Source organism: Sutterella faecalis (assembly GCF_006337085.1).
Taxonomy (GTDB): Bacteria; Pseudomonadota; Gammaproteobacteria; order Burkholderiales; family Burkholderiaceae_F; genus Sutterella; species Sutterella faecalis.
On record NZ_CP040882.1, the window covers coordinates 1,893,231 to 1,917,770 of the forward strand.

General features: G+C 53.3%; 26 protein-coding genes. 14 read left to right on the plus strand and 12 right to left on the minus strand.

Annotated features, from left to right (window positions below; all coding sequences use genetic code 11):
* Positions 1 to 5: 5 nt before the first annotated feature.
* Positions 6 to 668 (plus strand): YecA/YgfB family protein, encoded by a 663-nt coding sequence (locus FG381_RS07815; RefSeq protein ID WP_139688298.1) that lies wholly within the window; start codon positions 6 to 8, stop codon positions 666 to 668.
* Here FG381_RS07815 and FG381_RS07820 read toward each other — a convergent pair.
* Genes FG381_RS07820 through FG381_RS07830 form a run of 3 tightly spaced genes read right to left on the minus strand, consistent with a single transcriptional unit; the run spans position 665 to position 3,506 of the window.
* Positions 665 to 2,011 carry an AmpG family muropeptide MFS transporter gene (locus FG381_RS07820; RefSeq protein ID WP_139688299.1) on the minus strand — a complete coding sequence of 449 codons (1,347 nt, stop codon included), beginning with the start codon at positions 2,009 to 2,011 and terminating at the stop codon, positions 665 to 667. The two genes, FG381_RS07815 and FG381_RS07820, sit on opposite strands and share 4 nt — an antisense overlap.
* Positions 2,011 to 2,718 (minus strand): 16S rRNA pseudouridine(516) synthase, encoded by a 708-nt coding sequence (locus tag FG381_RS07825; RefSeq protein WP_139689170.1) that lies wholly within the window; start codon positions 2,716 to 2,718, stop codon positions 2,011 to 2,013. Before FG381_RS07825 ends, FG381_RS07820 begins: the two co-directional genes overlap by 1 nt.
* A complete protein-coding gene (locus FG381_RS07830; protein WP_139688300.1) occupies positions 2,718 to 3,506 on the minus strand; it encodes an exodeoxyribonuclease III in 789 nt (262 codons plus the stop codon). The genes FG381_RS07825 and FG381_RS07830 overlap by 1 nt, the downstream gene beginning before the upstream one ends.
* A 275-nt stretch (positions 3,507 to 3,781) precedes the next feature.
* Between FG381_RS07830 and pyrE the strand changes: the two genes are divergently transcribed.
* Positions 3,782 to 4,459 carry an orotate phosphoribosyltransferase gene (gene pyrE, locus FG381_RS07835; protein WP_139688301.1) on the plus strand — a complete coding sequence of 226 codons (678 nt, stop codon included), beginning with the start codon at positions 3,782 to 3,784 and terminating at the stop codon, positions 4,457 to 4,459.
* 94 nt (positions 4,460 to 4,553) lie between these two features.
* Here the strand turns inward: pyrE and gatB are convergent, their stop codons facing one another.
* From gatB to gatC, 3 genes are read right to left on the minus strand one after another with little or no spacing between them, the layout of a single operon-like run.
* The gene (gatB, locus tag FG381_RS07840; RefSeq protein WP_139688302.1) at positions 4,554 to 6,005 is read right to left on the minus strand and encodes an Asp-tRNA(Asn)/Glu-tRNA(Gln) amidotransferase subunit GatB; all 1,452 of its coding nucleotides are present in this window, start codon (positions 6,003 to 6,005) and stop codon (positions 4,554 to 4,556) included.
* Between the two features lie 31 nt (positions 6,006 to 6,036).
* Positions 6,037 to 7,491: an Asp-tRNA(Asn)/Glu-tRNA(Gln) amidotransferase subunit GatA gene (gene gatA, locus FG381_RS07845; protein WP_139688303.1), complete on the minus strand. Its 1,455-nt coding sequence runs from the start codon at positions 7,489 to 7,491 to the stop codon at positions 6,037 to 6,039.
* Between the two features lie 22 nt (positions 7,492 to 7,513).
* The gene (gene gatC / locus FG381_RS07850; protein ID WP_139688304.1) at positions 7,514 to 7,801 is read right to left on the minus strand and encodes an Asp-tRNA(Asn)/Glu-tRNA(Gln) amidotransferase subunit GatC; all 288 of its coding nucleotides are present in this window, start codon (positions 7,799 to 7,801) and stop codon (positions 7,514 to 7,516) included.
* 231 nt (positions 7,802 to 8,032) lie between these two features.
* Between gatC and FG381_RS07855 the strand changes: the two genes are divergently transcribed.
* From FG381_RS07855 to FG381_RS07895, 9 genes are all read left to right on the plus strand, one after another.
* A complete protein-coding gene (locus tag FG381_RS07855) occupies positions 8,033 to 9,076 on the plus strand; it encodes a rod shape-determining protein (protein WP_139689171.1) in 1,044 nt (347 codons plus the stop codon).
* 14 nt (positions 9,077 to 9,090) lie between these two features.
* Positions 9,091 to 9,984, plus strand: coding sequence for a rod shape-determining protein MreC (mreC, locus tag FG381_RS07860; protein WP_139688305.1), 894 nt, complete (start codon positions 9,091 to 9,093; stop codon positions 9,982 to 9,984).
* Positions 9,981 to 10,505, plus strand: a complete 525-nt coding sequence (mreD, locus tag FG381_RS07865) for a rod shape-determining protein MreD (RefSeq protein WP_139688306.1) — start codon at positions 9,981 to 9,983, stop codon at positions 10,503 to 10,505. Before mreC ends, mreD begins: the two co-directional genes overlap by 4 nt.
* A 21-nt stretch (positions 10,506 to 10,526) precedes the next feature.
* Positions 10,527 to 12,464 carry a penicillin-binding protein 2 gene (mrdA, locus tag FG381_RS07870; RefSeq protein ID WP_139688307.1) on the plus strand — a complete coding sequence of 646 codons (1,938 nt, stop codon included), beginning with the start codon at positions 10,527 to 10,529 and terminating at the stop codon, positions 12,462 to 12,464.
* The gene (gene rodA / locus FG381_RS07875) at positions 12,461 to 13,573 is read left to right on the plus strand and encodes a rod shape-determining protein RodA (protein ID WP_139688308.1); all 1,113 of its coding nucleotides are present in this window, start codon (positions 12,461 to 12,463) and stop codon (positions 13,571 to 13,573) included. Before mrdA ends, rodA begins: the two co-directional genes overlap by 4 nt.
* A gap of 13 nt (positions 13,574 to 13,586) precedes the next feature.
* Positions 13,587 to 14,456 (plus strand): septal ring lytic transglycosylase RlpA family protein, encoded by an 870-nt coding sequence (locus tag FG381_RS07880; protein WP_139688309.1) that lies wholly within the window; start codon positions 13,587 to 13,589, stop codon positions 14,454 to 14,456.
* 122 nt (positions 14,457 to 14,578) lie between these two features.
* A complete protein-coding gene (locus FG381_RS07885) occupies positions 14,579 to 15,985 on the plus strand; it encodes a M20/M25/M40 family metallo-hydrolase (protein ID WP_139688310.1) in 1,407 nt (468 codons plus the stop codon).
* A gap of 4 nt (positions 15,986 to 15,989) precedes the next feature.
* The gene (locus FG381_RS07890; protein WP_139688311.1) at positions 15,990 to 16,205 is read left to right on the plus strand and encodes a hypothetical protein; all 216 of its coding nucleotides are present in this window, start codon (positions 15,990 to 15,992) and stop codon (positions 16,203 to 16,205) included.
* A gap of 18 nt (positions 16,206 to 16,223) precedes the next feature.
* Entirely contained in the window at positions 16,224 to 16,658 is a 435-nt protein-coding gene (locus tag FG381_RS07895; protein ID WP_139688312.1) for an HIT family protein, read from the plus strand.
* A gap of 11 nt (positions 16,659 to 16,669) precedes the next feature.
* Here FG381_RS07895 and FG381_RS07900 read toward each other — a convergent pair whose 3' ends face one another.
* From FG381_RS07900 to FG381_RS07910, 3 genes are read right to left on the minus strand one after another with little or no spacing between them, the layout of a single operon-like run.
* A complete protein-coding gene (locus FG381_RS07900) occupies positions 16,670 to 17,398 on the minus strand; it encodes a hypothetical protein (RefSeq protein WP_139688313.1) in 729 nt (242 codons plus the stop codon).
* The gene (locus tag FG381_RS07905) at positions 17,395 to 18,180 is read right to left on the minus strand and encodes a type III pantothenate kinase (RefSeq protein WP_139688314.1); all 786 of its coding nucleotides are present in this window, start codon (positions 18,178 to 18,180) and stop codon (positions 17,395 to 17,397) included. Before FG381_RS07905 ends, FG381_RS07900 begins: the two co-directional genes overlap by 4 nt.
* 5 nt (positions 18,181 to 18,185) lie before the next feature.
* Positions 18,186 to 19,007 carry a biotin--[acetyl-CoA-carboxylase] ligase gene (locus tag FG381_RS07910; protein ID WP_139688315.1) on the minus strand — a complete coding sequence of 274 codons (822 nt, stop codon included), beginning with the start codon at positions 19,005 to 19,007 and terminating at the stop codon, positions 18,186 to 18,188.
* A gap of 125 nt (positions 19,008 to 19,132) precedes the next feature.
* Between FG381_RS07910 and FG381_RS07915 the strand changes: the two genes are divergently transcribed.
* From FG381_RS07915 to menA, 3 genes are read left to right on the plus strand one after another with little or no spacing between them, the layout of a single operon-like run.
* Positions 19,133 to 20,278, plus strand: coding sequence for a D-alanyl-D-alanine carboxypeptidase (locus tag FG381_RS07915; protein ID WP_165697855.1), 1,146 nt, complete (start codon positions 19,133 to 19,135; stop codon positions 20,276 to 20,278).
* Positions 20,279 to 20,318: 40 nt separating this feature from the next.
* Positions 20,319 to 20,669 (plus strand): YbeD family protein, encoded by a 351-nt coding sequence (locus tag FG381_RS07920; RefSeq protein ID WP_226960214.1) that lies wholly within the window; start codon positions 20,319 to 20,321, stop codon positions 20,667 to 20,669.
* 6 nt (positions 20,670 to 20,675) lie between these two features.
* Positions 20,676 to 21,599: a 1,4-dihydroxy-2-naphthoate octaprenyltransferase gene (gene menA, locus FG381_RS07925; RefSeq protein WP_139688317.1), complete on the plus strand. Its 924-nt coding sequence runs from the start codon at positions 20,676 to 20,678 to the stop codon at positions 21,597 to 21,599.
* Positions 21,600 to 21,678: 79 nt separating this feature from the next.
* On the opposite strand, the gene FG381_RS07930 is transcribed toward menA, so the two are convergent.
* The 3 genes from FG381_RS07930 to FG381_RS07940 form a co-directional block, all read right to left on the minus strand.
* A complete protein-coding gene (locus FG381_RS07930; RefSeq protein ID WP_139688318.1) occupies positions 21,679 to 22,335 on the minus strand; it encodes a BON domain-containing protein in 657 nt (218 codons plus the stop codon).
* Positions 22,336 to 22,391: 56 nt separating this feature from the next.
* A complete protein-coding gene (locus FG381_RS07935; RefSeq protein ID WP_139688319.1) occupies positions 22,392 to 23,186 on the minus strand; it encodes a cyclic nucleotide-binding domain-containing protein in 795 nt (264 codons plus the stop codon).
* 396 nt (positions 23,187 to 23,582) lie between these two features.
* Positions 23,583 to 24,515, minus strand: a complete 933-nt coding sequence (locus FG381_RS07940) for a 5'-nucleotidase (protein ID WP_139688320.1) — start codon at positions 24,513 to 24,515, stop codon at positions 23,583 to 23,585.
* Positions 24,516 to 24,540 lie beyond the last annotated feature (25 nt).

Genomic DNA, 24,540 nt, shown 5'->3' on the forward strand with positions numbered 1-24,540 from the left:
ACATTATGGCTAACGAATACGACAGGCCTCTCACTGACGAAGAGTTCGTAGAAATCGGCGAGCTTTTGGCTTCCATCCCGGAACCCTGGGAATCGATGGAACCTGACAGAATGGATGGTTTTCTTACAGCTATCGTCCTTCTCCCGGAACCCGTATCGCCAAGCTCCTGGATGCCGTTGATTTTCGACGAGGAAGGACGTCCTGACGCCATGCTTCCCAATGAAGCCGATCAGCATCGTCTTGAAGACCTTGTCTACCGCCGCTATCGGACGATCGAAAACGATCTGTCCCAGTGCCGGGCACTAGATCCCATCGTCTACGACGTGGAGGATGAGTCCGGGCGCCCGGTAGGCGGATGGGAAGCCATTGCCGCACTGGAACCTTTTGCTGCGGGCTTTCTTGAAGCCATGAACCGCTGGCCAGGTCTGCGCGAAACCGGCAGCGAGCTTGTCGACAGCGCTCTTCTTGGCATTCTTCGTCATCTTCCCACAGAGCTTCTTGGCGACATGCAGGAAGTGAAGGAAGAGCTCGAATTTGAGAGCCCGCTTGAAAACCTAAAGCAGGCAACGGAAGACCTTGCGGAAAGCGTTGCAGAAATCGCGTCCGTCACCCGAGGATTCACCCCCCGTCCCGAACAAAATCATAAAAATATCAGGCGCCGGCACTAATTTTTCCCTGTTGCGCTCTTCGGAGCGCAACGCATAACAAGCCATACCAGAACAAACACCGGCACCCCCATGAGCGCAGTTCCGATAAAAAAGCGCTCATATCCGAAAGCTTCCACGGCCATGCCGGAGAAGCCCGCCAGAAATTTGGGGAGAAGCAGCATGATGGAGCTGAAAAGCGCATATTGAGTCGCCGAATACCTCGAGCTCGTCAGCCCCGAGAGATAGGCTACAAATGCCGCACTCGCGAGTCCTGCCGCCAGATTGTCCGCCGACACGGTAGCGACAAGGAAAGTGAGGTTTGCGCCAATGCCCGCCAGCACAGAAAAAAGCAGATTGGTAAGGCTGGAAAGCACGGCTCCGGCGAGAAGCACAGGAAGGACGCCATAACGCATAGCGGCAGCACCGCCTGCAAAGGCGCCCAAAAGCGTCATGATGACGCCGAACACCTTGCTCACAGCGGCAACCTCCTCCTTCGTGAATCCAAGATCCTGATAGAAAGGATTTGCCATTACGCCCATGACAACATCGGATATTCGGTAGGTCGCAATCAGCGCAAGGACAAGGAATGCTGCCCAGCCAAATCGTCTGAAAAAATCAGTAAAGGGCCCAGCGAGTGCTGTTTTCAATCGTTCCAACAAAGAAATATGCGTGCGAGCCGGGGAAGCCTCCTCTTTCAGGGAGTCATGCTGAGGTTCAGGAGATAAGAGCGTTGCCGCCATACCGACCAGCACGCTTGCAGCCATAACTCCGTAACTCACTGTCCAGGCACCGTGCATGTACCCGGAAGCACCGTGTCCAGCCCATGCTGCAATAGCAAGCGCTCCGGCTCCTGCCCAAATCATGCCAAGCCGATACCCCGTCTGATACATAGCCGCATATGCCGCCTGCTTGCGTTCGCCTGCCGACTCAATGCGATAGGCATCGAGCGCAATATCCTGTGTGGCCGATGAGAAAGCAGCCAACATGGCCAAACCGGCAAAAACAAAAAGGGTTTTCTGAGGATCCGTAAACGCAAGTCCGAGAAGTGCGCAGGCAAGCATCACCTGCGCAGCAAGCAGCCACGCCCTTCGTCTCCCGAGTGTCCGTGAGAGAAAGGGTATCGGCATGCGATCCACCAGAGGCGCCCAGATCCACTTAAATCCATAGATCAGCCCTACCCAGGAAAAAAAGCCGATTGTTGAGAGATCTACACCAGCTTCCCGAAGCCAAAACCCAAGCGTACCGATGACCAGAAGGAGCGGAAGCCCGGAGCTGAAGCCGAAAACTGCCATACGAATTGATCCGGGTTCCAGATAGACCCTCCAGCCGCTTTTTTTATTGGAACTCGCCTTATTGCAAGCCATCAGCGGCCGCCTCCGCCCAGCACTGCCTCCGGTCCGCTGAGCCAAACCCATTTGCCTGGCTCAAGATTTTCCGGCAGCTCATAAGAGCCCACCCGGATGCGATGAAGCTTTGCTACCCTGTTTCCGCAAGCGGCAACCATTCTCTTTACCTGGTGATATTTCCCCTGGGAAATCGTAAGCTCAAGCCTCTCCGGAGCAAGCATCCTTGCCGCCTTTGCGCAAACAGGCTTGGGATCGTCATCGAGCACGACGCCGGAGAGGAGTTTTTCACAGGTATCCGGCGCCATCGGATGGCAGAGCTCCACCAAATACACTTTGTCGACATGTTTTTTAGGATGCGTAAGCCGATGCAGAAGCTTGCCGTCATCCGTAAAAAGAAGGAGTCCGGTCGTATCCCAGTCGAGGCGTCCCACAGGCTGGACTGCACGCTTGCGGAGTGGCCCCGGCAATAGCCCCATGACGGAAGGATGCGCTGAAGGTTTGAGAGAACACTCATAGCCTTCAGGCTTATTCATTGCAATCAGCGCCTTTTCACATACCGGCCATTCTTCCCCGCGCCAGGTAAGAACGAGCCCCTTCGGCTCAAAATTCTCATCGGGATCATCCGCCACTCGCCCATTAATAGACACGGCTCCCGCAAACACGATCTGTCTGCAGTCGTAGCGTGTTCCAAATCCCTGCGTGAAAAGAATATCGGCTAGAGTCATCATTTCAATTCTCCCGCATCGACCGCATAGTCCACCCAGAGCGGAGCATGATCGGAAAATTTTTCCGCAGCGTAAATGTCCGTTGACTGAGCGAGCGCCGCAATGCCTGGGGTGGCGAGTTCATAATCGATGCGCCAGCCAACATTCTTAGCGCGAGCCTGCCCGCGCTGGCTCCACCATGTATAACGCTCCGGACGCGGATCAAGGCTTCGGAACACATCTACCCAGCCCATTTCATCAAAGAGATGATCGAGCCAGGCTCGTTCTTCGGGCAGAAAACCGGAATGGTCAAGATTGCCCTTCCAGTTCTTGATGTCGATTTCCCTGTGTGCAATATTGACATCACCGCATAGAACCACTTCTCTGCCGGAATCCTTTAAAGCCTTCAGATGCGGCTCAAAACGCTCCAGAAACCGGTATTTAGCAAGCTGCCTTTCGTCAGAAGAGCTTCCTGAAGGGAAATATGCAGAAATAACCGTGAGGCGACCGAAATCCGCTTCGACACATCGTCCTTCTGCATCGAATTCCTCATCTCCAAAACCAATGCGAACGCGGTCCGGGGCTCTCCTTGACCAGAGACCGCAGCCGGAATACCCCTTTTTCAGCGCACAATGGAAGAAACCGTGATAGCCCGGAAGTGCCTTGAGTTCATCAGAGAGATCTGCTTCCTGAGCCTTTAGTTCCTGAATGCAGAGAATGTCCGCATTCTGTTTCTTGAACCACTCGAAAAATCCTTTCTTAGCCGCAGATCGAATACCGTTGGCATTAAAGGTAAGAATGCGCAGCATGCACTCTCCTCAATGGAATATGTTCAGACAATTGTGTGATTTCTAAAACTTCTGCAAATGCAGGCAGCAACGTTAGCCAGCGATCGCATATTGTCGCATGCAGTCGAAGCCGTCATTTCTTGCTTCACGGCCCGACCTTGAACGCTCGGGGTTCTCCGGCCCCTTAACTATAATTCGCGGGATAAGTATTCCTCTGCATTTCTGCGGAAGCGCTACCAACTGAGCCAACAGCTGATTTGCGCTGCCGTTAAATGATTTTTTCCCTCTGTCACATCATGCAATCGACCAAGCAGCAGTTCATCGAATTCGCCCTGGATGCAGACGTTCTTCGCTTCGGCGAATTTAAAACCAAGGCCGGACGTCTCTCCCCCTATTTCTTCAATGCCGGACTCTTCAATACCGGCGCTCTTCTTGACAAGCTTGGGGCTTTCTACGCGCATACGCTTCTTGCTGCCCGCCAGGAAGGCCGCATTGAATTCGATATGATTTTCGGACCCGCCTATAAAGGCATCCCTCTTGCCGCCAGCGTTGCAATGAACCTTGCTCGTCTCGGTTGCGACGTGCCCTGGGCATTCAACCGCAAGGAAGCTAAGGATCATGGCGAAGGCGGCATGATTGTCGGTGCGCCGCTCAAGGGCCGCGTCGTCATCATTGACGACGTCATCTCCGCAGGTACATCGGTACGCGAATCCGTAAAAATCATTGAAGCCGCAGGTGCAACGCCTTCCGGCGTGCTCATCGCTGTGGACCGCCAGGAACGCGGCGGCAATGCTGAAGTGATGACTGAAAGCTCTGCCGTACAGGATGTGGAAAAGACTTTCGGCCTCCACGTCGCTTCCATCATCAATCTTCACGACCTGCTTGCCTTCATGGACGGTCCCTCGGAAAAAGCCAAGGCGGTCGCCGGCTACCGCGATGCCGTTGCGCAGTACCGTCAGCGCTATGGCGCCTGATTGACCAAGCGCTGTTTCACGTGAAACAGCCTATTGAAAAAAATCCCCGGAAAGCCTAAAGAGCTCCGGGGATTATTCTTTTCAGAGGATCTGATCAACCGGCAATGCGCTTTCTCAGAAGCTCATTGAGCTGTCCGGGATTGGCCTTGCCCTTGGTTGCTTTCATGCACTGACCTACAAGCGCATTGAGCGCCTTTTCCTTGCCGCCCTTGAATTCCTCCACGGACTTCGGATTTTTGGCGATCACTTCGTCAACGATAGCTTCAAGCGCACCAGCGTCGGAAATCTGCTTCAGGCCTTTGCTTTCAATAACCGCATCTACATCCTGGCCTTCTCCGGCCCAGATGGCAGTGAAGACTTCACGCGCACCTTTGTTGGAAATGGTTCCATCGGCGATTCGAGAAAGAAGCTTTACAAGAATTTCAGGCGTAACCGGGGCGGATGCAAAGCACATGCCTTCCGTCTGGTTGACAGCGGCCGCAACCTCACCCATCACCCAGTTGGCAGCGATCTTCTTATCCTTCACGCCATCAGCTACAGCGACGTAATAGTCGGCGATGTCGCGACTTCCCGTCAGAATGGAGGCATCGTACTCAGAAAGACCAAAATCCTTCATAAGACGTTCCCGCATGGCATCAGGGAGCTCAGGCATCTCGCTGCGCACCCGTTCAATCCATTCATTGCTTACTTCAAGCGGGAGCAGATCAGGGTCCGGGAAGTAGCGATAATCCATCGAATCTTCCTTCGTGCGCATGAGACGCGTTTCGCCCTTATCAGGGTCATAAAGCCGCGTAGCCTGCACCACCTTTCCGCCGCCCTCAATCAGCTCGATCTGGCGCTCAACCTCATAGTTGATGGCTTCTTCCAGGAAGCGGAACGAATTGAGATTCTTGATTTCGCAGCGAGTACCGAATTCCTTCTGACCGACAGGACGTACGGATACGTTGGCGTCGCAGCGGAAATTGCCCTCCTGCATGTTGCCTTTCGACATGCCGAGCCAAACCACTAATGCATGAAGCGCACGGGCATAGCCCACTGCCTCAGCGGCGGAGCGCAGTTCCGGCTCCGTCACGATTTCCAGAAGCGGTGTTCCGGCGCGATTAAGATCGATGCCGGAGTGTCCATGAACAATGCCGTGAACCGACTTGCCGGCATCTTCCTCAAGATGCGCACGAGTGAGGTTGATGGTCTTCATGTAGGGTTCGCCGTTTTTCGGTTCCACGGCAAAAGTCACTTTGCCGCCGACAACAATCGGCAGCTCAAACTGACTGATTTGATAGCCCTTCGGAAGATCCGGGTAAAAATAATTCTTGCGGTCGAAAACCGAATGATTAGCCACGCGAGCGCCGATCGCGAGACCGAAGCGAATCGCACGGTCAACGGCTCCCCGGTTAAGCACTGGCAGCGCTCCAGGCAGAGCAAGATCCACGTAGCAGGCGTTCACGTTCGGTTCATCGCCGAAATGGCACGGCGCGCCCGAAAAAATCTTGGAATGGGTCGAGAGCTGAACGTGCGTCTCAAGACCAATGACAACTTCCCATTTCATCTTGAATTTTTCCCTTTAAACGTTCGTCTGCTCAATAGCCCTTCGGATGGCGCTGATGCCAGTCGGTGGCCTTCTGCCATGCATCAGCCAGATGCAGGAGCTTCGCTTCGGTGAAGTGTTCACCAAGAAGCTGCAAACCGATTGGACGACCGTTCGAATGGATGCCGCAGGGCATGGAAACGCCGGGCAGACCGGCAAGCGAAGCCGGAACCGTATAAAGGTCAGAGAGGTAGGCGGAAACCGGATCGGCATTAGCCCCAAAATCGTAAGCCGTACCAGTGGTAACCGGACAAGCAATGGCATCGACCTTACGGAAAGTCTCATGGAATTCACGCGCAATGAGGCGACGAACTTTTTGAGCCTTTAAGTAGTAGGCATCGTAATAACCGTGCGACAGCACATAGGTGCCGATCATGATGCGGCGCTTCGGTTCCGGACCAAACCCTTCATCGCGCGATTTTTTCATCATGTCGCCGATATCGGTATATTCCGCCGCACGATGGCCGTATCGCACGCCGTCAAAACGCGAAAGGTTGGAGCTCGCCTCAGCACAGGCGACGACGTAGTAAACCGGAACGCCGAGCTTAGCCATCGGCAGTTCAATATCTACGATCTCCGCGCCTTCGCGGCGATAGAAATCAAGCACTGCATCAATGGAAGCGCGGACTTCGGAATCAAGGCCGTCTCCCATCCAGGAGCGCGGCACGCCGATCTTCAGCCCCTTCACCGACTTGCCAAGATCCCGGGAGAAATCTTCCCGGGGCATATCGACGCTCGTTGAATCCCAGGGATCATGGCCCACCATAGAGCCGAGCACCATAGCGCAGTCCTCAGCTGACTGACCGAGAAGACCTGCAGTATCCAGCGAAGATGCAAAGGCGATCATGCCGAGTCTCGACGGCCGGCCGTATGTAGGCTTCATGCCGGTAATGCCGCAGAACGCTGCGGGTTCGCGAATGGAGCCGCCCGTATCCGTCCCGGTTGCAATCGGCACCAACCCAGCTGCAACGGCGGCGGCTGAGCCGCCCGAAGAACCGCCGGGAACTGCGTTGGCATCCCAAGGATTCCCCACACGTCCGTATGCGGAATTTTCATTACCCGATCCCATCGCGAATTCATCGCAATTGAGCTTACCCATGCAAACCATGCCGGCGTCCTTGAGGCTGCGCACGACAGTCGCATCAAAGGGGCTCATATAGCCTTCGAGCATGCGGCTCGCTGCCGTTGATGCCCACTCTTTGGTGACAAAAATGTCTTTATGCGCAATGGGGATGCCGGTGAGCGGAGTCGCCTGCCCGGCGGCAATACGTCTGTCGGCTTCTTCAGCCTGACGGATCGTTTCCTCGGGGCGGACATCAAGGAAAGCATTCAGGCCGCGGCCTTCTTCGATGCGTTCGAGATAGTCGCGGGCAAGTTCAACGGCAGACACCTCGCGGCTCTGAAGTCGCCGGGACAGTTCGGCGACGGAGACAAAAGTTTTTTCCATGGGTGAAACTCTTCCGGAAACGTTATTCGATCACCTGAGGGACAAGGAAATAGCCCTCGGATTTTTCCGGAGCATTCTTCATGTTCTCACTGCGGTTATTGCCTTCAGTGACCACATCTTCACGCAGGCGCTCCACTCCGTCATGCGGATTCGGCATGGGCTCAATTCCTTCGGTATCAACCGAACGGATTTCTTCAATCATCTGGAAAATATCGTTGAGCTCGCCCTGCATGACCTTGATCTGTTCTTCAGAAATATCAATGCGGCCGAGATCTGCGATACGGCGAATATCGCCAGCGCTTAAAGGCATAGTGACGTCTTCCGGAAAGGGATGAGAAGGAGCGTACGTTCAGAGGACGGAAACAGATAAAAAATCCGTAACAATCCCACACAAAGGCCAGAAGGCGAGGCCTGAAGCGCTGCTCCTTGGAAAGGGTGAGTTAGTTTATCATTGCTTATTTATGCGTGCGGTATTCGGCCTTGGATGTCCGGGTACTGGATTTTTGCCTGTCTGCGCGAGGCGATTCAAAGCGAAACAACGATGTTCGGCTTCTTTCGAAACTACTTCTCCAATGATCTCGCCATCGATCTCGGTACGGCCAACACCCTGATTTATGTCCGTGGTAAAGGCATTGTTCTCAATGAGCCGAGCGTTGTCGCCATCCGCCAGGAAGGCGGGCCAAACGGCAAAACGACCATTCACGCTGTCGGTAAAGCCGCCAAACAGATGCTCGGCCGCGTTCCAGGCAACATCAGCGCCATCCGTCCGATGAAGGACGGCGTGATTGCAGACTTTACGGTCACCGAACAGATGCTCAAGCAGTTCATCCGCATGGCGCATCCGTCAAGGCTGTTTGCTCCTAGTCCGCGCATCATCATTTGCGTACCCTGCGGCTCCACGCAGGTAGAGCGGCGCGCCATTAAGGAAAGCGCGCTCGCTGCCGGCGCATCTGAGGTTTATCTGATCGAAGAGCCCATGGCTGCTGCCATTGGTGCGGGACTCCCCGTCAATGAGGCTGCCGGCTCCCTTGTTGTCGACATCGGCGGCGGCACTACCGAAGTGGGGCTGATTTCACTCGGCGGCATGGTCTACGCAGGATCCATCCGCGTAGGTGGCGACAAATTCGACCAGGCAATCATCAATTACATCCGCCGCAACTTCGGCATGCTGATTGGCGAACCCACGGCAGAGCTCATCAAGAAAAAGATCGGCTCCGCTTTCCCCGCCTCCGAGATGATGGCAATCGAAGTCAAGGGCCGCAACATTGCCGAGGGCGTACCGCGCACCTTTACCGTTCACTCCAATGAAGTGCTTGAGGCGCTCTCCGAGCCGCTTAATCAAATCGTGGTAGCCGTCAAGAATGCCCTCGAGAAAACTCCCCCGGAACTTGGTGCCGATATTGCTGAGCACGGCCTCATGCTGACAGGCGGAGGCGCTCTTCTGAGAGACATCGATCAGCTGCTCAAGGAAGAAACCGGCCTGCCGGTGCATGTTGCCGAAGAGCCGCTCAACTGCGTAGTGAAGGGCTGCGGCATTGCGCTGGAGAATATGGATAAGCTCCGCACCGCCTTCGCTGTCGGCTGATTATCGAGCCGGCAATGGCCTACGGAGCTCCGCCGCTATTCCGCCAGGGCGTATCCGCCCGCGCGCGCTTTCTATTCTTTCTTATGCTTTCGCTGGCAGCCATCCTTGTTGATGGCCGCCTGCGTTCGCTTGATGGCCTCAGAAGCACGGTAGTGAGCTTTACATCTCCCATCGTAGAGGCGATCCACCTGCCTGGCCGAATTCTCGGTGAAGGGCAAGGTTATTTCATGAGCAAGCGCCGCCTTAATGAAGAAGTGCAGCGGCTCTCCGAAGAAAATCAGCTCCTGCAGCTCTCGGCTGCACGTTATGAGGAAGTGCAGCAGGAAAACGAATCTCTGCGGCGCCTCATCAATACCGTTCCCAGAGCAGCAGATAAAGTCGCGACGGCAGAAGTCATCGGCCGCATTGCAGATCCATTCTCCCGCCGGATTCAGATCAATATCGGCTCCCGGGAAGGCGTTGAGATCGGCATGCCGGTAATCGGCCCTTTTGGAGTTCTCGGACAGATTTCCCGTGTTGTTAATCGTCTTTCCGAAGTAACTCTCCTCACGGACCACACCATTCGCCTTTCTGTCATCAACCGCAGAACGGGTGCCTTCTTCATCCTTTCGGGCACGGGCGACGACAGTCTTTCCGTTCTCTTCGCATTACCCTCGGCGGACATTCGCCCTGGTGATGAACTCATTACGTCAGGGCTCGACAATCTTTTCCCGAAAGCCATCCTTGCTGCGCGCGTTACAGCTACCAGTTATCAACCTGGAGAGCCCTATCAAAGGGTGGAAGCGGCTGCCGTTGCTGATGTTGAAGACATCCAGTTCGCCACTGTCGTTCTCGCAAATCCCAACCCTGCCGCCGGGCTTGAAGAAGCGGCTGCCCCCTCACGTTTTGAGCGGAGGTCCCGTCGATGAACAAGCTTGATTACTCATCGCTCCCTGAAGACAGCGATGCCGGCAAGCTCGAACATCCGGCCTCGCTCTCATGGGTGCTCTTTACCTTCTTCTTTTCCATCGTTATCAGTATTGCAGCCCAGCAAAGCTTCTGGATGCCCAATTTTCTGGCACTCACGATCATTTTCTGGACGCTGCGGCAGCCCGAAAGCGCCGGCATGACGGTTGCTTTCTGCTGCGGCATTCTGATGGATGTGCTCAATGGTTCTGTTCTCGGACAGCAGGCGCTTGCCTTCGTGACGCTCTGCTATTTCACGACAACACTCGCGAGACGCATCTCTTGGTTTGGCCCCTTCGGACAAAGTCTCCACATCTTGCCGCTCCTGCTGCTTTCTCAAGTACTTGTGATGCTTGTGCGTCTCTGGTTTGACGGACTCTGGCCGGGTTGGGAGTGGTTCCTGCAGAGCCTGACTGGCGCCGCTATCTGGCCGCTTTGGTCCAAGCTTCTCAAGCCGCGCTCATCACGCGTCACATCACTCTGATCCTCGGGGGAAGATGCACTCATGGCCCTCGAATCTCTGGAATTCAAAGAGGAAGACTCTGACGCCGGGGCATTTAGAAGGCGCCTTGCCTTTGCCTTCGGCATGGTGATTCTCTGCTTCAGCTTGCTCGTCATGCGTCTTGCCTGGCTGCAGATCATCAAACAGGATACTTATCAGCAACGGGCAGAACAAAACCGTACCGTTACCACAACCAATCAGGGATCAAGAGGATTGATCTTTGATCGCAACGGCACATTAATTGCCGGCAATCGTCTCTCCTGGTCGATTGAAATTACGCTGGATCAAACTGTTGAGCCTATCAACCGGTTGATTGACCGTCTTGCGGAAGTCATCAAAATCACGCCTGCCGATCGCAGACGCTTTCGCAGATTGAGAGAAGATCTGAATCGCTACGACGGCATTCCCATCCGTACAGACCTCACTGACGCGGAGGTAGCCGCCTTTACGGCCCAGCGCTGGCGATTCCCCGGCGTGGACATCAATCAGCGCGAGCACCGTATTTATCCGGAACATGCTCTTGGCAGCCACATCATCGGTTACGTCAGCTCACTCTCCCTCAATGACAAGAAGCGTCTCGACTCTGAAGGCGTCCTTGCGCTCTATCAGGGCGAGCGCGAGATCGGCAAAGTAGGACTTGAACGCAGCTATGAGCACATTCTGCACGGCACTCCAGGTCATGAAACACTCGAAATCACTGCCGACGGCAGATCTGTGCGCACGCTTGAGTTGATTCCTGCCCATCCAGGGAAAAATCTCCGCCTCTCAGTGGATATGAATCTGCAGAGCGTGGCAGAAAATGCCATGAAGGGGAAAACCGGTGCCATCATCGCCATTGAGCCTCGTACAGGCGAGATTCTCTCTTTTGTATCGCTTCCTACATACGACCTCAACCTTTTCCCGGGCGGCATTGACCCTGAGTCCTGGAGCTATCTCAATACTGCCGAAACAAAGCCGCTTCTCAACAGAGCCATGCGCGGCATCTATCCTATCGGCTCAACTTACAAACCCTTCATGGCCCTCGCCGGCCTTGAGACCGGCGCGGTAACTGCTGACTTTATCCTTAACGATACCGGCGTCTTTCAGGTTGGGAACCATCGCTTCCGCGACGTTACCGGCTCCCCAAAAGGTCCGCTTAATCTGCGCAAATCCATAGCGGTGTCATCCGACATCTATTACTACTGGCTCTCCACCCAGATTGGCGTCGATGGCATTTACAACTTCATGAAGCAATGGAAGTTCGGAGCCAAAACCGGCATTGACCTTGTAGGCGAGCAAACCGGGATTCTCCCCAATCGGGAATGGAAGGAGCGACGCATAAAGGAACCCTGGTACGTGGGCGACACACCGTCCCTCGGCATCGGTCAGGGCTATAACGCCTTCACGCTTTTGCAGCTCGCGCATGCCACGGCTACGCTCGCCAACCGCGGCGTCATCATGACTCCGCACCTGGTAAAGAGCATCGAGGACCCGATGACAGGGGAAATAACCCGCGTAGACGCAGAGTCGACAGGAAAAATCCCTCTAAAACCAAGAAATATCGATGTGGTGACTGCTGGAATGACGGATGTCACCACTTCCGGCACAGCACGAGGCATTTTCCGTGACGCCCCATACAGCGTCGCCGGCAAAACAGGCACGGCCCAGGTAGTGAGCATTGCCCAGGACTCTCGCTATGACGAAAAGAAGCTATCGCGGGAGCTCCATGACCATGCACTCTTCATCGCTTTTGCACCTGCCCGCAATCCACGAATCGCACTCGCCGTTCTTGTTGAAAACGGCGGGTTCGGCGCCCGTGCAGCAGCTCCAATTGCCCGGGAAATGATGGACTACTGGCTCACAGGAGAAAATAAGCTCGGCCTCCCGCCTCCTAAAGGTGTTCCTCTTATTGATACGAAATCGAAGGAAGAGCGCCGTCAGAAAAGGAGCAATCCGTCATGACGAATGAATTCTCCCGACTGTCTGCTCTGTCGGGACGCTGGCTCCTCTCCAGAGTTCTGCGCTTTGATCTGATGCTGCTTGCGATCGTGATGTGCCTCATCACGATCGGATTCATCACGCTTTTCTCCGCAGGTTATTCCTTCCCCTGGCGCATTGAGGACCAGATCCGAAATCTCATCGTCGCTGCCGGCGCCATGTTTGCCACTTCGCTCATCCCTGTGAAGTGGATCCGGCGCGTTGCACTGCCGTGCTTTGCCGTCGGCTGCCTCCTGCTTCTCGCAACCGCCGTTGCAGGCATTACGGTAAAAGGCGCCACTCGCTGGCTCAATATCGGCATCCGCATCCAGCCATCAGAAATCATGAAGCTCGCCGTGCCGATGATGCTTGCCTGGTATTACTGGAAAAGAAGCGAATCGCTCGCTTGGTGGGATCACATCGTCGCCTTCGGATTGCTCCTTATTCCGGCAATTTTCATTATGCGTCAGCCGGATCTGGGAACGGCCATTCTTGTTTCCATTGCCGGACTCTCTGTCATTTTCTTCGCGGGTGTAAGCATCAAGGTCGTCATCGCCTGCGTCTGCCTTGCGCTGCTTTCGCTGCCGCTCTGCTGGACTCTGCTTCATGACTATCAGAGAGAACGCATCCTCACTCTGCTCGATCCTACGCTCGATCCACTGGGGAAGGGTTTTCATATTCTGCAGGCGCTCATTGCCATCGGTTCAGGAGGGTTTACCGGCAAAGGCTGGATGGAAGGCACTCAAGCGCACCTCGACTTTATTCCCGAGCGAACTTCAGATTTCATTTTTGCCGTCTTCGGCGAAGAGTTCGGCTTTGTCGGTGCAGTGCTTCTCCTCTTTATGTACCTTGCGCTTGTGGCTCGAAGCTTCTTCATCGCGGCCTGGGCGCCTTCGCGCTTTTCGAGACTTCTTGCCGGTGCTATCGGCGTCATCTTCTTTACCTACACTTTTGTCAATATCGGCATGGTGAGTGGAATTCTTCCTGTGGTCGGCGTGCCGCTGCCTTTCATGAGCTACGGCGGAACAGCGCTTCTGATCCTCGGCATCTCCACAGGTATCCTGCTTTCCATATCCGCAGAATCAAAGGATTAGGAGACCCCCCTTCATGCGGCTCCCCATCATTTCTTATCTTTCCATCCTGGCCGGTGCGGCTGCTCTGCTGACGCTTTCCGGGTGCAGCACAAACTCCCGCTACTACGGCAACGACGGTCCTCCGACTGTATTCACTGGATCTGGCACTGAAAGCGCAGTTCCTAAAGTCGAGCCTTTCCGGGCAGCCGCTAATCGCCCTTATACGGTGCTCGGCTCAAGCTATACCCCGATGACAACCGACGCGCCTCTGCGCCAGCGCGGTGTTGCATCCTGGTACGGCAAACAGTTTCATGGGAACAAAACCTCGATCGGCGAGATATACGACATGTATCAGCCGACCGCCGCGCATCCGACAATGCCGCTGCCTTCCTACGCACGCGTAACGAATCTTTCCAATGGGCGCTCCATCATCGTGCGAGTCAATGACAGAGGGCCCTTCCTGCATAACCGCATCATTGATCTTTCTTATGCAGCAGCCAAAACGCTTGGGTATTCCAGCGCCGGTACTGCCAATGTAGAAGTGCGCCGCCTTACCTGGGATGAAATCCGATCGGGCTCCTGGCAACAGAGCAGCATCAGCACAACGCCGCTCTCGCAGCCCACGTGGAAAGCACCTTCCGATACTGCAGGCATTACGTCAGCAAAAGCTGGCTGGGGCGTGCAGATCGGCTCCTTCTCGCAGGAAAGCAATGCGCGAAGCTACGCCGCTCATGCCGATGCGGTTCTTTCTGCAACTGGCGGCATGAAGGGCGTGCGCATTGTGAAGGACGGCTCGCTCTGGAGGGTAATCGTCGGCAGCGGCATGACGCATGACAAAGCCGCACAGTATGCACGCAACATCAGTTCTGAGCTCGGTGTTCAAGCTTTCAGCATCGAGCGATAACCTGCCGCCGAATCCTTGACCTGCAAAAGAAGGAATAGGATTGCACCCATATGCTGAGAAAAAGGCTTCCCGAATTCCCGGCCGGCCTCCCTTTCCTCACTGAATTGCTTGACGCTAAGAAAATGACGACGCTAAAGGAATACATTCACCACGCCTGGGAAGGCGAAACCCTTGATGCCATGAAGGCATTCATCCGCATTCCTTCCAAAAGCTCTGCCTTTGATGCAGAGTGGGAAAAGCATGGTTTTCTTCTGGAAGCTGTGAAGGATGCTGCTCAATGGGGGAAAAAGCGCTTCCCATCGGGCACCTTCGAAATTCTCTCGAAGCCAGGTGTTACTCCGGCACTCTTCATTGACCTGCCCGCTTCTGATGGGCACACCGGCCGTCCCGTCTTTTTTTACGGACACTTCGACAAGCAGCCTGAAACCAACGGCTGGTCTGAAGGACTCGGCCCGTGGCTGCCGGTCGTAAAGAACGACCGTCTTTACGGACGAGGCTCTGCAGACGACGGCTACAGCTTCTACACAGCGCTTACGGCCATTCTGGCGCTTGAAGCTGCTGGAACGGCCCATCCTCGCATAGTAGGTTTCTTCGAAACCGACGAAGAATCCGGCTCCAAAGACCTTGGTGCCTATCTGCATGAAATAGCGCCTCGCTGCGGTGACCCTTGCGTCCTGGCTATCCTTGACCTCGGCATCTGCGATCACCACCGCCTCTGGCTAACAAGCAGCTTGCGCGGCGTTGTCGGCTTCAAGCTCAAGGTGGAAGTTCTTACACACCCCGTACACTCCGGCATTGCAAGCGGCATTGTCCCGAGCTCCTTTGCTGTCATGCGCGAGCTCCTTGACCGTCTTGAGGATCCAAGGACGGGCCGTGTACTCCTTCCCGAATTTCATGTTTCCCTGCCTGAAGAACATAAAAAAGCCATTGAAAGATGCGCTGCGATCCTTGGCAAAGAAGTCATCAAATTTCCCTTCGCCGGCGATACGGAACCGCGTTCATCAGATCCCGTTCAGGCCATCCTAAGGAATACGTGGGAACCAACGCTTTCCATCCTCGGTGCTGACGGTCTTCCCTCGACCTCTGAGGCGAGTGCGCTCCTAAGAGCCTCAACGAGCCTGTCGCTCTCCTTCCGCATTCCTCCCAGAGTTGATCCCCAGGCGGCGCTTAAAGCGGCCGTCGCCGCAGTAACTGAAAATGTGCCCTCGCATGCCCGCGTCACCGTCTGGGATTGCCGAGCGGAAGGCGGCTTTGAGGCTCCGGCTCTTGCCCCCTGGCTTGAAGAGGCAACGCACGCCGCCAGCAAATCGTTATGGGGAAACGACTTCGAATATTGCTTTGAAGGAGCAACAATCGGCACGATGAAGGACTTCTCTTCTTCATTCCCGAATGCTTCCTTCCTGAATCTAGGGGTGCTCGGTGCTGAAGAAAATGCTCATGCTCCGAATGAGTCTCTTCCTCTCGACTATGTCAGGAAACTGACCGAAGCAATCGCTGACATTGTTGCTGCCGTTCCGCAAAAGGATTGATCCCATGCGCCGCGACTGCGTTACTCAGGTCATTGTCCGCTGGAGCGATGGTGAAGAAGACAACTTCGCCACGCCTTTTGAAGCTGAAAATTACATCAACTACATGCTCGATGAACTGGGGGAACCCATCGCTGCATGGCTTGAAGATATGTCCGGTCGAAAGAAGTGGGACTACCGAATCGTTGAAGACGAAGAAGGTACGCTCAGACTAGCAGACTGATTTCTCAGGAGATTTTTCATGAATTGTCCGCTTTGCAGCGAAAAGCCCATAGGAGAATTCTGGAGAGGGCGTCACTTCTATGCTATTGATGCCGGAAACGATGATTTTCCTGCATATATCCGCATCGTCGCTCGCGATCATATTGCAGAAATGAGCATGCTCAGCCCGGCACTCAAATCAGAGTTACGCGCTCTATTGGATGCCGCAGAAGAGGAGATGCTGGCAGCACTTGCGCCCGACAAAATGAACTGGGCGCAGTTCGGCAATATGGTGCCTCACCTGCATTGGCACCTCATTGCCCGTTGGAAGGATGACGGCTGGTTTCCGGAATGTCCATGGGGACCGCGTCAACGCCCGGTTGCTGCAGAACTTTCCCGGAAGCGTCGCAACGAAGCGTTGGAACTGCTCCCTCAGCTCGCCCAGCGCTTTTCCGAAGTTGAAAGTCGTTTCTAGCGGCAATGTCTTCAGGGCTGACAAGCGGAAAATTTACCGCCTTCCCGGCCTTTAAAGGTTTTTATGAGGAGCTTGTTTTCATCCTGAGAGATATTAGGGAAGACAAGCTCCACATAGCCTTTACGCGGATTGCGCTCCATTACGATGACATTTTTGAGCGACCAGGCGCTTGCAGCTTCGCGCGCCCAGTTTTCAGCCTGAAGTCTCTCCGGTGTTCGGGCAATCTCTATTCCCCAGCCTTTCCCATCAAGCGCAAAAAGCTTCCCATTCTGCAATCCTTCCTGAACGAGCTTTTCAAGCGCCTTTGCAGCCTTTACTTCCGTACTGTAGGGACCTGCATACACAATTCGCTCCGCAAGATCCACAGCCTTGATCTGAACTCTGTCCATCCAGCCGATGCGTTCTATGGAAGTCCTCAGTTTTTTAAGGTTTTTCTCTGGGATTGGACCGAACCTCAGGCAAATGGCATCTTCGGGTTTCGGCAGCTTTGACTCTGCTGATTTAAAGAGCGGAATAGTTCGGGGATTCAACTCTCGAACCTCTTTTTCTTTTACTGGGGGCTCTTCCCCCTGAGCCCTTTCAGGCACCGCGATTACGATGGGCTTTGCGAGTGTGAAGCCATCCACGGCGGCGTTCGCGGACACAGGCACCGTTCGCATCACCTTCTCCTCGCGATTCATCACGAGTAACGCTGCCAGACCTGCAGCAATAAACGCCAGAATAACTGCAAGCACTCTCATGACTCGTTTGCCTTTATCGACCGATGCCGCGCTTGAGCTGCCAGTCCAAGCAGCACGAGGTTATGCTGAAGCATCAGATTCGGGACCAACCCTCTAAGCCTCGGCTCGATGAAACGCGCAGCCCCTCCAGCAAGCACGACCCGTGCGCTTCCGCTTCTTTTCACTAATTCCTCATACGCAAGCTTCACAAGACCCGCCTGCGCATCCATGATGCCGGTTGCGATTGCATTCAGCGTGTTTTGAGGAAAGTCCTGCCACTCACCGAGCTCGCCTTTTAAGAGTGGAATTCCGTCCTCCAGGCACTTCTTCATCATCGTAGGCCCCGGAGCAATGCGGCCGCCCAGAAATGCATATTGCCCTTCAGCCTCGCAAAGCACAGCATCCACCGTAGTGGCAGTTCCCATTTGCACGACCAAAAGAGACTGTCCCGGAGCTGCATCAATGGCACCCAGCGCAGCGCACCATCGATCGGCCCCTAATTTGCCTGGTGCGCTGTATGTGTTCCTTAGCGTGAGGTCGTCGCTTACGAATGCGTTTTGAGAACGAACCCAGTTCCAGGAAATGTCATGATCATTAAAAAACTTAGTCGCTGAAAATGCGAGTTCAGGCGCTGCAACCGTGCAGCCGATAACGCGATCAGGCGCCAGTTCCAACCAATCTGAATAGAGCCTTTCCTTAAAGCCGCTCTGCCCGCGATGAACTACCGTATGTGGTGTGCGCTCATCACCAAGAAGCGCCCATTTGAGCGCGGTATTTCCCAGATCAATCAGAAGAGTCTTCACGGTCGTCACTCCCTATGAGAATTACCGAGCAGCGAAACCAGTTCACCGGAAAGTTCCGATTTCTCTCCACGCCGCCCCTGCAGAATAAGCCGACCCAAAGCATCAATTCCCTTGTTTATGCCTTCAAGCGGGACATCTGGCTTGTCGAGCGTGCGCCAGGCTACTGATTTTCCATAAAAGGCATCATAAAGTGGCCATTTATCAATAATTTCTGAAAAATCATGAGATTTTTCAATTGCCATAAATGTATTGATCAAATCAGAGACGATCAAACCAAGGAACTCTCCACGCATGGTTGGATCACTCATGCTTACGCGCGTAGAAATAGCTCGGATAGGCCATCCGGCAGTTGTCACGCCTCCCGGAGCAATACTCAGATTCAAACCGACCCCGATGACGATGCTGCGGACTCCGTTTGCATCTCCAACAGTTTCGATAAGAATGCCCCCGGCTTTTCCTCCGGCAGTCCAGACATCATTCGGCCACTTAACCAGGACCTTTTCGTTGGAGGCCATAGAAGCAGATCGAGCAATCGACATCGCCGCAGCAATCGAAAGCATGCCCGGAGGAGCGCTTAGCAAGCCATCTCTGAGCGGAAGGCCAAGCGAAAAAATCATTGCAAGCTCTGCCGTCTGCCATCCACGACCGTGCGTACCCCGCCCTGCGGTTTGACGCTCCACAGTAAGCAGCACCGGATGTCGAAAAGCATTTCGCCGCGCCGCCGCCTTCAGATCATCGTTGGTAGATCCTGTTTCCTGCCGCCAATTCACTTCCACCGACGTCGGAAGCGAGTTGTTTAATGCATTGAGGAAATAATTACTGGACATAGACGCTCTGCTATTGCTTAGCTAAGATCGATCAAGGGCTGAAGCGCTCCATTTTGACACAGCTATCTGCCGGCCACACCCGCCGACCATTCATCTCCAGAGTTCTCTTATCAGGCATGCCTCGGTTGTCCCAAAAAATCACGTCGAAACTCTTTGTACTGGCGTTCTTTGCATTTCAGTCCACGCATGCCGCAACGCTGCTTATTGATCTTGAGAGTAACCAGACCATACTTGAGGAAGCTCCAGCTGCGCCTGTTTCTGCGGAACCTATGCTGCCTCTAATGGCGGTCTATACGGCGCTTGATATTGCGAAAGAAACTGCAGTTGACCTTTTTGAGAACGTGCCCAATCCCTGGGGAGACGCAGTTAAAACGAGAAAAGATACCGTCGAATCGTCCCAAACCGTCGAATTAGCGACGGTCCTTCAGATCGCACTGATGAACGGCTCTCCAGATGCTGTAGAGGCAATTGCGCCATCCCTAGGGCTCTCTAAAGAAGAATTTACTCGACAGATGCAAATGAGAGCAGAAAAACTTGGCATGGCATCATCCCGATTTTCGTACCCGTGCAGCACTTCAGAGTCATGTATTTCTTCTGCCGAAGATATAGCGCATCTGGCACAGGCGCTTTTCCGGGATTTCTCCATTTCCCGAATTTGGGCTGCTCAGCAGCGCTTTACCGCACCCGGTTTGCCGCCGCAAACAACTTCCAATTTTCTGCTGATTCATAGTCCTGCTATTTCCGGCATTTTTATTGCCCCAGATGCTAAAAATGCCAGCGCCGTCGTGCTCTCCGAAAATCCTAGAAACTCGGGAAATCGCATCCGCAGACTTCTTGCTGTAGAGCTCGGTGCCCCAGATCAAAAAGCCCTGCGGGATCGTCTCTCTGCCCTCTTTCTCAGAGCATGGCGCGACTATGAAACGCTCAGAATTTATGGAAAAGGAACAGTAGTTGCGCAGATTCCTGTTTTCAAGGGACTCAAACGAAAAGTTGCCGCAATGCTCAATGAGGATCTCTTTGCAACGCTCTCCCGGGAACAGATGATCAGCAACGGCTCAAACGCATTTGATATCCGCGTGAGCTATTCTTCTCCCCTTGTGGCCCCCGTTGCACAGGGGAACCTCATCGCAGAAGTGAAGATTTATGCTGACGGCCGTGAAATCGCAAATGCTCCTCTCGTAGCGGCGGAAAATGTTCCTATCGGAGGTTTCTGGGCAAGATTTCGCGATACGCTCCGTATTGCTCTTGATCAGGATGCGCTGCATCCCTGAATGAACAGGCACCTTATTTTTATTTCTCTGAGTAAAGAAAATGACTGAAGCGGAAAAAAAGGATGTTGTAACAATGGATTCAGATGTCGTTCAAGACAAGGAATCCGAACAGCTGAAAGAAGCCGTGGAACAATCCGAGGCGCTCATGAAATTCCCGATGGAATTTCCGATTAAGGTCATGGGCGATGCATCTCCTGCTTTTCCCAAAGAAATTATTGAGATAACCAAATCACACTTCGAAGATTTCGACGAAAAAAACGTTGTTGTCACATGGTCTCGAACCCGCAAGTATCAGTGCGTAACGGTAACCGTTACAGCGAGATCCCGTGAGCAGCTCGACGACATGTATCGCGCGCTCACGGCTTGCCCGATGGTGAAATACGCTCTTTAAAACATAATGACCCTCACTGCCCGCGAAAATCCTGGACTGATACGTTCATGGCTTGCCTTCACGCGTCCGAAAACCTGGCTGATAGCAGTCTCCCCGGTGATTGCTTCGCTAGCGCTTGCCTGGAGCGAAACCAGGGCCTTTGAACCTCTTACAGCACTCTTCACTATTTCCATTGCCATCCTGATGCAAGCCATTTCCAACATGGAAAATGACTTGGGGTATGCAGAAAGAAATGCCGAAAGAGGAAATCGCAGGGGACTCCCGCGAGCTACCACAATGGGATGGATCAGCCTACCAACGGCCCGTATTGCCATCAGGATCGGTGCGCTCCTAGCGCTCATCAATACGGCAGTACTCATCTGGATCGGCGGCTGGATCTTTCTTCTGATCGGACTGGCTTCGCTCGTTGCCGCCTACTCGTACATGGGCGGTCCCAAGCCTATCGCTTACACACCTTTTGGAGAACTTGTCGTCCTGGTGTTTTTCGGGCTGACAGCCGTCTGCGGCACCTATTTCCTTCAGACAGGCAACATATCGATCAATGCATGCCTCCTCGGCCTCGCTCTCGGCAGCGTTGCGTCCGGCGTCCTCGCAGTCAATAATTTCCGCGACCATGCGCACGATGCCAGTATTGGACGAAACACCTTAGCCGTTGTGATCGGCAAGCCCGGCTTCCTGCAGTTATTCCGTCTTCTAATGCTCGTTCCTTATGGCTCTCTTGTCATCATGGCTGTAAACAGCAATTCGCTTTGGCCGGTACTTATCGCGTTCGCGACCCTTCCGCTGGCCATTTCAATTGCTAAAAATCTAGCCCTGAAAGAGCATGAAGAACTCAATGAGGTGATGTTCGGCTGCGTGAAGCTCGAAGGCATTTTCTCCATGCTCTTTGCGGCGGGATGCATTCTCTCCGTTTTTATAGAAAATCTTTAAAAGAAACGGGCCTTTCAATCTTCTGAGATCGCAAAGGCCCGTTTCTCCTCATATGAAGCCTACTCTCAGCACGAGAGTTTTAATCTTCCTTAGGCTGATTCTGTTCAACGGTCTTCATGCGAAGTTCAATTTCTTCGCGCGAAGCAATCGTAAAGCAGGTAATAACCTTCTGAACGCCGGAAATCTTTGCGGCTGTCTGCGCGGCAATCTGGGCTTCATCCGCCGTCACAAGCCCCATCAGGTAGATGATGCCTCTTTCTGCCACAACCTTCATCTGGTTCAAAGAGATCTTGCTGTTCCCGACAATAGAGGTACGAACTCTGGTTGCGAGAAGCGAATCAGAAAGACGCGTCGAAAGCGACGACGGCTCCATAACTGCAAGTTCGTTGACTATTCCGCGAACATCCGGACTTGCTGTGGCAATCTGCTCAACGGCCTTTCTATTCCCTAACGAGTTAATTTCTCCCGAAAGTAAGACACGACCATCATAGGCAGTCACCGTCACATGATGCTGCTGGTCTTTGCCTAGAGCCTGCTCTATTTCATAAGACACGCGTTTTTCCACAACTTCATCGCTCACGATGGAGCCAGCCGTTCGCCGATCCGTTACAACTGACGCTGTTGTTGCGGCAGCCCCTCCAACAATCAGGGGAGCGGCAATGCACCCGGAAAGCATTACCACGCCGACCGACAGGCTAAGCGCAAGGGAGGCCTTTCTGAATGAGATTCGCTGCATGAGCATCTTCAACCGTAAAAAGAGATGAACCGAAAGCCGGAACGCGTTTTAGAAGTTTAACGAGGCAGTTCAAGATCGCGCACAGGCAGAGAAGTCCTGAGGGCTTCCGCTTCGTAAACATTTGCAGTCTGGAGAATTGGCTGAATTTTCTGCCAGCTTCCAGAAAGCAGCTCCCGTGAAATGAGAACTTTATGTGAGAGATATCGAATCCTGTCTTCCTTCAACCACTTTCTAAGCACCTCTCGTATTTGCTCTGGCGAGGTATTGATGACGAAAGATGCAACCTGAAGGGAAGGAATGACGCTGAGAGCAACCCATTCCACAACGCCTTCACGAAGAAGATCCTGAAAATCCAAGCTCGCCGCAATGGAGCTTGCCACGAGAAAAATCGCCAGGCGCTCTTCTACCGTAGCAGAGTGCGTTACCAAAAGCCCTAATCGATCAGCTACGGCGCAAACTGAGGAGTAATGCGAAAGCTCACGTTGCCAAGATGCATTCTGATCACAAATCCGCAAAAGCAAATCTGCATTGGCAACCACAACTTCCGTAGTCGTCATGCACCAGTGCCGCCGCTGCATTCTGTCCTGCAGATAGAGCGTTTCATAACTGCCACAGAACGCACCTGGACCCGAAAGCGAAATCAAAAGCGGATCCTTATGGAAAGGATCGAGCAGAGCTTTAGCAACCACGCCGCGTTCAACCAGCATCAGCTTCTGAAAAAAGCCTGGCGACTCATAAATACGCTCTCCTCGCATGAAGATTGTTCGATGCCCAAGATTATTGATGACTCCTCGCATTGAGCGCGAGAGCTTCGGCGCGAACCAAGGGAGAAAAGCGGAGGTTAAAGACATATAAACAAAAATGCTGTCTACTATGTGAACAACTTACGTGAACAACTTTTATGTTGATGCGGCATTTTGTGGACAACTCCTGGATAGCCCTGGATTCTCAAAAATTCATCCCCAGTCTATCCATGTTTGCCCACAAAGCATTCATCTATCTATCCACAGCAAAATACAACTCTCATCTGCATGATAACAATAAATAAAATTAAGTTATCCACAGAAAACATCTTCCCTACTACTAACGACTGCTTATTAAATATAAAGATCTAATGGAATAAGGGAATTGAAGAAAGTGAGCAGGGGAACTCATTTTAACCTGTGGATTGTTTGTGGATACCATAGTGGTTAACGGTGAATTGTTTGTTGGTATCTTCTGTTTGTCATTGAATTTATTTGATTTTTTTATTGTTCATTATGAATCCCGAACGGGACCAGCACACTGGGTATCTGAGCCTGCATCTTTTCGAGATTGCGCGTTTGATCATCGAAGAAGATATGCGGTCGGATAGCTTCAAGGATGCTGCCTTTATCGAGTCCGTCCAGCAGAAAAAGTTCGGCTGCACTCATGCCGAAGCTTTTTAAGGTTGTGATCAATCGTTCTTCGCTGGGGGCGCCTCTGGAGGTGACAATGGAGATGCGGATGGCAGGTTTGAAGTAAGGATCCTTACTGCCCCGAGTCTGATAATCCAGACGCTGGAAGGCGGATAGCCGAGCAAATAAGTCTCTCAGTGGGCCAGGGGCATGTGGAGTTTCAGCTTTCTCCATTTCATTCTTATGGAACGCAGACAGCCCTTCTTTCTGATAGCAGCGCTCAGACTCATCGTCCGCAAGAACCCCATCAAAATCAAATGCGATCCTTAATGTTGGATCGTCATCCTCACCGTCATCCGCCATCGGATTCGGCAGCACCAATCCGCCAGGAAGTCCCGCTTCAATTGCCCGGGAAACATTAGCGGCATTAGCGGATAGAAATAGTGAAACCTTAAATGCTGAAATGTAGGGAAAGGTGGATTGTCCTGAAGTGAATGCTCCGGCATGAATCGGGAGGTGATAATGGCGGCAAGAATTGAAGAAGCGCCTCGCCGTTTCCGGCGAATTGCGAGAGAGCGCTACTACGCGAAAGGATTCTGAGTTAGGGAAGAGCTTATTGAGGCCAAGAAAGCGCTTGACGAAAGGAAAGGCTACGCCTGGTTTTAAAGGCTCATCCCTCATTCTGACCTGATAGTCCCGGAAAGCTTCATACCCTTGAGTTTCAAAAAGCTGATGTTCTTTTTCAAGGTCAAAAAGCGCTCTGGAGGAGACGGCGACGACAAGCTGTTCAGTTTGGGCTGTCATGTGGAAATTCTTGGAAGAAAAAAGG

Excerpts from the sequence above, each read along its gene's own strand:
- gatA (WP_139688303.1), bottom strand. The coding sequence starts at position 7,491 with ATGGAAAAAACTTTTGTCTCCGTCGCCGAACTGTCCCGGCGACTTCAG.
- FG381_RS07895 (WP_139688312.1), top strand. The coding sequence starts at position 16,224 with ATGAATTGTCCGCTTTGCAGCGAAAAGCCCATAGGAGAATTCTGGAGA.
- gatC (WP_139688304.1), bottom strand. The coding sequence starts at position 7,801 with ATGCCTTTAAGCGCTGGCGATATTCGCCGTATCGCAGATCTCGGCCGC.
- FG381_RS07815 (WP_139688298.1), top strand. The coding sequence starts at position 6 with ATGGCTAACGAATACGACAGGCCTCTCACTGACGAAGAGTTCGTAGAA.
- FG381_RS07825 (WP_139689170.1), bottom strand. The coding sequence starts at position 2,718 with ATGACTCTAGCCGATATTCTTTTCACGCAGGGATTTGGAACACGCTAC.
- menA (WP_139688317.1), top strand. The coding sequence starts at position 20,676 with ATGACCCTCACTGCCCGCGAAAATCCTGGACTGATACGTTCATGGCTT.
- FG381_RS07910 (WP_139688315.1), bottom strand. The coding sequence starts at position 19,007 with ATGTCCAGTAATTATTTCCTCAATGCATTAAACAACTCGCTTCCGACG.
- mreD (WP_139688306.1), top strand. The coding sequence starts at position 9,981 with ATGAACAAGCTTGATTACTCATCGCTCCCTGAAGACAGCGATGCCGGC.
- FG381_RS07880 (WP_139688309.1), top strand. The coding sequence starts at position 13,587 with ATGCGGCTCCCCATCATTTCTTATCTTTCCATCCTGGCCGGTGCGGCT.
- mreC (WP_139688305.1), top strand. The coding sequence starts at position 9,091 with ATGGCCTACGGAGCTCCGCCGCTATTCCGCCAGGGCGTATCCGCCCGC.
- gatB (WP_139688302.1), bottom strand. The coding sequence starts at position 6,005 with ATGAAATGGGAAGTTGTCATTGGTCTTGAGACGCACGTTCAGCTCTCG.
- FG381_RS07885 (WP_139688310.1), top strand. The coding sequence starts at position 14,579 with ATGACGACGCTAAAGGAATACATTCACCACGCCTGGGAAGGCGAAACC.
- FG381_RS07855 (WP_139689171.1), top strand. The coding sequence starts at position 8,033 with ATGTTCGGCTTCTTTCGAAACTACTTCTCCAATGATCTCGCCATCGAT.
- FG381_RS07830 (WP_139688300.1), bottom strand. The coding sequence starts at position 3,506 with ATGCTGCGCATTCTTACCTTTAATGCCAACGGTATTCGATCTGCGGCT.
- FG381_RS07935 (WP_139688319.1), bottom strand. The coding sequence starts at position 23,186 with ATGTCTTTAACCTCCGCTTTTCTCCCTTGGTTCGCGCCGAAGCTCTCG.
- FG381_RS07940 (WP_139688320.1), bottom strand. The coding sequence starts at position 24,515 with ATGACAGCCCAAACTGAACAGCTTGTCGTCGCCGTCTCCTCCAGAGCG.
- FG381_RS07890 (WP_139688311.1), top strand. The coding sequence starts at position 15,990 with ATGCGCCGCGACTGCGTTACTCAGGTCATTGTCCGCTGGAGCGATGGT.
- pyrE (WP_139688301.1), top strand. The coding sequence starts at position 3,782 with ATGCAATCGACCAAGCAGCAGTTCATCGAATTCGCCCTGGATGCAGAC.
- FG381_RS07920 (WP_226960214.1), top strand. The coding sequence starts at position 20,319 with ATGACTGAAGCGGAAAAAAAGGATGTTGTAACAATGGATTCAGATGTC.
- rodA (WP_139688308.1), top strand. The coding sequence starts at position 12,461 with ATGACGAATGAATTCTCCCGACTGTCTGCTCTGTCGGGACGCTGGCTC.
- FG381_RS07930 (WP_139688318.1), bottom strand. The coding sequence starts at position 22,335 with ATGCAGCGAATCTCATTCAGAAAGGCCTCCCTTGCGCTTAGCCTGTCG.
- FG381_RS07900 (WP_139688313.1), bottom strand. The coding sequence starts at position 17,398 with ATGAGAGTGCTTGCAGTTATTCTGGCGTTTATTGCTGCAGGTCTGGCA.
- mrdA (WP_139688307.1), top strand. The coding sequence starts at position 10,527 with ATGGCCCTCGAATCTCTGGAATTCAAAGAGGAAGACTCTGACGCCGGG.
- FG381_RS07820 (WP_139688299.1), bottom strand. The coding sequence starts at position 2,011 with ATGGCTTGCAATAAGGCGAGTTCCAATAAAAAAAGCGGCTGGAGGGTC.